Here is a 5,257-nt window from a genome sequence, read left to right as displayed (position 1 = left end):
CCGGGGCAATGGCGCTGCCTTTGCCGCGGCCCCGGCAGCCAGCCCTGCTGCCAGCCGCCCAGCTGCTTCCACGGCCGCAGTTCCCTCCAGCCTGCCGTCCCGGGCCGCCATCACAGCCGCCACACGTGCAGGCCAGCCGCTTCCAGCGGGCGCGGGTCGAAGTGGGATTTGATATCGATGAAGCAGCCGTTTTCCACGATTTTTGCCTGGAAGTCGGCCAGCGGACGTTCCAGCAGCGCGTGGTGCGACACGGCGCTGATGATGGCTTGCGCCTGGGGCAGTTCGCCCCAACTTTCCAGGGTCAGCCCATACTCCTCGAACGCTTCGCGACCGTCCGCCACGGGGTCGTGCACGTGCACCTGCACGCCATACGATTGCAGTTCGTGGATCATGTCGACCACTTTCGAGTTGCGCAAATCCGGGCAGTTTTCCTTGAACGTCAGGCCCAGCACGTTGACGTGGGCGCCCTTGAGCTTGAAGCCGGCGCGCACCATTTCCTTGATGGTCTTTTCCGCCACGAACTTGGCCATGCCGTCGTTGATGCGGCGTCCGGCCAGGATCACGTGCGGGTGGTAGCCCAGCATTTCCGCCTTGTGCGTCAGGTAATACGGGTCGACGCCGATGCAGTGGCCGCCAACCAGGCCGGGCCGGAACGGCAGAAAATTCCATTTCGTGCCCGCCGCTTCCAGCACTTCCAGCGTGTCGATGCCGATGCGGTCGAAAATGATGGCCAGCTCGTTCATCAGCGCGATATTCAGGTCGCGCTGCGTGTTTTCGATGACTTTGGCAGCCTCGGCCACGCGAATGCTCGATGCCCGGTGCACGCCCGCGTCCACCACGCCTTCATACAGTGCCGCGACCTTGTCCAGGGTGGCGGCGTCGTCGCCCGATACCACCTTGCGGATGCTGTGCAGGGTGTGTGCCTTGTCGCCCGGGTTGATGCGTTCCGGCGAAAAGCCCACATGAAAATCCTCTTTCCAGCGCAGGCCAGAATGGCGTTCGAGCAGGGGAATGCAGATGTCCTCGGTGGCCCCCGGGTACACGGTCGATTCAAAAATCACGATGGCGCCCCGTTTCATGTGCTGGCCGACGGCCGCGCTGGCGCCCGCCAGGGCGGAAAAATCAGGGTTGTGCGCATTGTCGACGGGCGTGGGGACGGCCACGACTATGAAATCGGCAAGCTGCAGTTCGGCCGGATCGCAACCCACGCTCAGCCATTGCGCCGCCAGCAGCTGCTGCGGGCTGACTTCGCCGGTGGGGTCGACGTGGCGCCGGTAACTGTCCACCTTGCGCTGCGACAAATCAAAGCCGATGGTGCGCTGGCGCGTGCCGAACGCCACGGCCAGCTGCAGTCCCACATAACCGAGCCCTACCACCGCCACCACGCCCGCGTTGCTATCCATATGCTGTGCTCCGATCCAGGTGCCACGACTATCAGGTGCTACGAATGGGTGCGGCCGGACTGCCGCCGCCTGGGAAATTCTACGGTTGCGGGCACGGCGATTCTTGAGCAGGAACAAGGAAGCGCCGCCGCATACCGCCATGGCCGGCGCCATTCGGCGGCCTGTTGAGCGCAATCAATGAGTGCCGGCCGCATTTTTTCTACCCTGACTACTGCCCGCCCTCGTGCATGCCGCTACCGGAGATCGTCATGGCCTTGCCTTTCCTGCGTCCGTCCCACCGCCTGCCAGCCGCCGCCCTGTGCGCCGCCCTGCTGCTGCCCCAGTTGACGGCATGCACCCGGCCCGCCAGCGAAACGCTGCTGGCCGACGCACAGCAGTACCGGCAAAAGGGCGAGGCGCGCGCCGCCATCATCCAGCTGAAGAACCTGCTGCAAAAAGAGCCGGAAAACGGCGCCGCGCGGCTGCTGCTGGGAAGTATCTACATGGATACGGGCGAAGCGCTGTCGGCCGAAAAGGAATTGCGCAAGGCGCAAACGCTGGGCCTGGCGCAGCGGCAGGTGATGCCCTTGCTGGGCAAGACGTGGCTGATGCTGGGGCAATACGAGAAGGTCCTGGCCGAGATTGCCGACGATGCTGCGCAGCCGCCGGTCCTGCTGGCCCTGCGCGGCGACGCCCTGCTGGCCCTGGGCCGCCAGGACGCGGCGCGGGCGCTGTATGCGCGCTTGCTGGAAAGCCATCCCGGGCTGGTCGAAGCCATGCTGGGCCTGGCCCGCATCGCCGCGCTGGAACAGGATGTGACGGCCGCCGAGTTGCTGGTGGCGCAGGCGCTCAAGAGCGCGCCCGCCAGCATCGACGCCTTGCGCCTGCAGGGCGACCTGCTGCGGCTGCAAGGCAAGCCGGCGCCGGCGCGCCTGGCCTACCTGCAAATCCTCAAGTTGAAGCCGGACAATACGCAAGCGCATATCGACATCGCCAACCTCGACATCGGCGAAGGCCGCTTCCAGGAGGCGGCGGCGCAGCTGGCTGGCGCGCGCAAGACGGCGCCCAACAGCCTGGGCCTGCTGCAGGCGCAGGCGCTGCTGGACTTCCGCCAGGGCAAGCACAAGGCGGCGCTGCAAGGCTTGCAGCTGGTGCTCAAGGCGGCGCCCGACCACATGCCGTCGATCCTGCTGGCGGGCGCCGTGCAACTGGCGCTGGGCTCGCCAAACCTGGCGGAAGGCTATCTGCAGCGTTTCCTGGCCGTCTACCCCCGCCACCTGTATGCGCTCAAGATGATGGCATCGATCGCCCTGCAGCGGGGCCAGAGCGAACAGGCGCTGGGCTTGCTGCAGCCGGCGCTGACGGCCTTTCCCGACGACGTGGAACTGCTGTCGCTGGCCGGCGAAGCGCAGCTGCGCGCGCGCCGCTATGCGCAGGCGAGCGACTATTTCGAGAAGGCCAGCGGGCTGGCGCCCGATACGGCGCGCCTGCACGCGGCGCTGGGCATCAGTCGCCTGGGCATGGGCGAGAACAACCGCGCCATCAGCGAGCTCGAACGGGCCAGCGTGCTCGACAAAAATACGCCGCAAGCGGGCACCATGCTGGTGATGACCTTGCTGCGCAGCCAGCAGAACGACAAGGCCCTGGCCAGCGTCAAGCTGCTGGAGCAGCAGCAAGGCACCAATCCCATGCTGCTGAACCTGAAAGGTGGCGTCTACCTGGCCCTGCGCGACGTGGCCGCCGCGCGCGCCAGTTTCGAGCAGGCGCTGACCATCGATCCCGTGTACTTGCCGGTGTTAAACAACCTGGCGCAGATCGACGTGGCGGAGAAACAGCCGGAACGGGCGCGCCTGCGCTTTGAGAAGGCGCTGGCCAAGGCGCCGAAAAATGCCGACCTGTGCGCCGCCCTGGCCAAGCTGGCCGCCTCGCAGGGCAAGACGGACGAGGCCAGGCGCTGGCTGGAGCGGGCGCACCGCGACAATCCCGACGCCGTCGCGCCAGCCCTGCTGCTGAGCAACTTCTACCTGAAGACGGGTGCGCCCGAGAAGGCGCTGGAACTGGCGCGCACCCTGCAATCGGGGCATCCGGGCGACGCCGATGCGCTGGCCCTGCGCGCACAGGTGGAATACAGCGCCGGCGAGGCGCAGGCCGCGCTCGACAGCTACGGCAAGCTGGCCACCATCCAGTCCGGTTCGGCGCCCTTGCAGATGCGCATCGCCAGCCTGCACCTGGCCCTGGGTGAACACGGCAGTGCTCTGCAAGCCGTCAAGCGGGCGCAGGTACTCGAGCCCGGGCTGCTCGACGCGCAAGTGGTCGAGGTGGCCATGCTGCTGGCCCTGAAGCGGCAGCGCGAGGCGCTGGCCGTGGCGCGCCGGGTGCAGGAGCAACAGCCAACGCTGGCGGCCGGCTACAAGCTCGAGGGCGACGTGCTGATGGAACAAAAGCAGCCGCAGCAGGCCGCCAGGCTGTACGAGCAGGCCTTCCGGATCAGCAGCATCGGCCACCTGCAAGTGCAGCTGTACCGCGCCATGAGCGAGGCGGGACAGGTGCGCGAAGCCGAGGCGCGCATGAGCGCCTGGCTGCACGAGCATCCCGACGACCTGCCGACCCTGACTTACCTGGCCGGCACCAGGCTGGCGGCGAAACAATACGGCGCGGCCATCGCGTACTACCAGCGCATCGTGGCGCAGGATGCAGGCAACGTGGTGGCGCTGAACGACCTGGCCTGGGCCTACCAGCAGGAAAAAGACCCGCGCGCGCAGGCGACGGCGGAACAGGCGCACAAGCTGGCGCCCGGCAACCCCGCCGTGCTCGATACCCTGGGCTGGATCGTGCTGCAGCAGGGCGACGTGAAACGCGGCACGGCCCTGCTGCGCCAGGCGGCGGCCCTGGCGCCCAAGGCGCCGGAAATCCAGTATCACCTGAGCGTGGCGCTGGTCAAGGCCGGCGACAAGCCCGGCGCGCGCAAGCAGCTGGAGCAGCTGCTTGCCGCCAACAAGGAATTCCCGCAGCGGGCCGAGGCGCAGGCCTTGCTGACCCAGCTCTAGGCCATGGCGGCGCACGCGGCCTTGCCCAGCCTGGCGGCGCGGCTGCTGGCCCTGCTGGCAGCCGGCGCCTGCGTGCTGGCCCTGCGCCACTATCCGCTCGACCACGGCTGGCCGTGCCTGCTGTTTGCCGTGCTGCTGCCCGCCTATTTTCTGCTGCTGTGCTGGCGCCCCGCCAGCTGGCTGTTCTGCCTGCCCGCGCTGCTGCCGGTGCTCGACCTGGCCCCCTGGACGGGCTGGTTTTTTATCGAAGAAATCGACCTGCTGCTGTTGCTGACGGTGGCTTGCGGCTACTGGCGCCTGGCCCGGCAAAGGGCAGCCGCGTCGGCGCGCCTGTCGTCCGCCGCCTGCCTGTGGCTGCTGCTGTGCAGCCTGGCCTGGCTGAGCGCCCTGCTGCGCGGCTTGCTGCCGCTGCCGCCGCTGGACGCCAACGCCTGGGACAATTATCTGAGCAGCTACAACAGCGTGCGCCTGGGCAAAGCGTGGGCCTGGAGCCTGTTGCTGCTGCCCTTGCTGCTGCGCGACGGCGGCGCCGATGGCCTGCGCCGCTACGCCATGCCGGGCATGCTGGCGGGGCTGGCCATGGTGGCGCTGTGCGCGCTGTGGGAAAGGGCCGTGTTTCCCGGCCTGCTCAATTTTTCCAGCGACTACCGCATCACGGCGCCATTTTCCGCCATGCACACGGGCGGCGCCGCGCTCGATGGCTATCTCGCGCTGAGCTTGCCTTTTGCCGCGCTATGGCTGGCGCGCGCGGCCGCGCGCTGGCAAACGGCGCCCGCCCTGTTCCTGCTGGGCCTGGCATTGCACGCGGCGTTCACGACCTTTTCGCGC

General features: G+C 67.8%; 2 protein-coding genes and 1 pseudogene. 2 read left to right on the top strand and 1 reads right to left on the bottom strand.

Translation table 11 applies throughout. The features are described 5' to 3' along the window. Nucleotides 1-110 precede the first annotated feature (110 nt). Entirely contained in the window at nt 111-1,403 is a 1,293-nt protein-coding gene (locus JaAD80_RS27825; protein WP_102299374.1) for a nucleotide sugar dehydrogenase, read from the bottom strand. 248 nt (nt 1,404-1,651) lie between these two features. Here JaAD80_RS27825 and prsT point away from each other — a divergent pair, with 248 nt between their 5' ends. Next, on the top strand, nt 1,652-4,429 hold the full coding sequence (prsT, locus tag JaAD80_RS27820) for an XrtA/PEP-CTERM system TPR-repeat protein PrsT (RefSeq protein ID WP_258003226.1): 2,778 nt from the start codon (nt 1,652-1,654) through the stop codon (nt 4,427-4,429). A gap of 3 nt (nt 4,430-4,432) precedes the next feature. Then, nucleotides 4,433-5,257: pseudogene (locus JaAD80_RS27815) on the top strand (hypothetical protein); the annotation flags it as partial.

It is taken from the genome of Janthinobacterium sp. AD80 (genome assembly GCF_002878455.1).
In the GTDB taxonomy this organism is placed as follows: Bacteria; Pseudomonadota; Gammaproteobacteria; order Burkholderiales; family Burkholderiaceae_D; genus Janthinobacterium.
This window is presented reverse-complemented; position numbering and strand designations above follow the sequence as displayed.

What these genes read in the sequence shown, in the direction of transcription:
- JaAD80_RS27825 (WP_102299374.1), bottom strand. Translation starts at nt 1,403, where the DNA reads ATGGATAGCAACGCGGGCGTGGTGGCGGTGGTAGGGCTCGGTTATGTG.
- prsT (WP_258003226.1), top strand. Translation starts at nt 1,652, where the DNA reads ATGGCCTTGCCTTTCCTGCGTCCGTCCCACCGCCTGCCAGCCGCCGCC.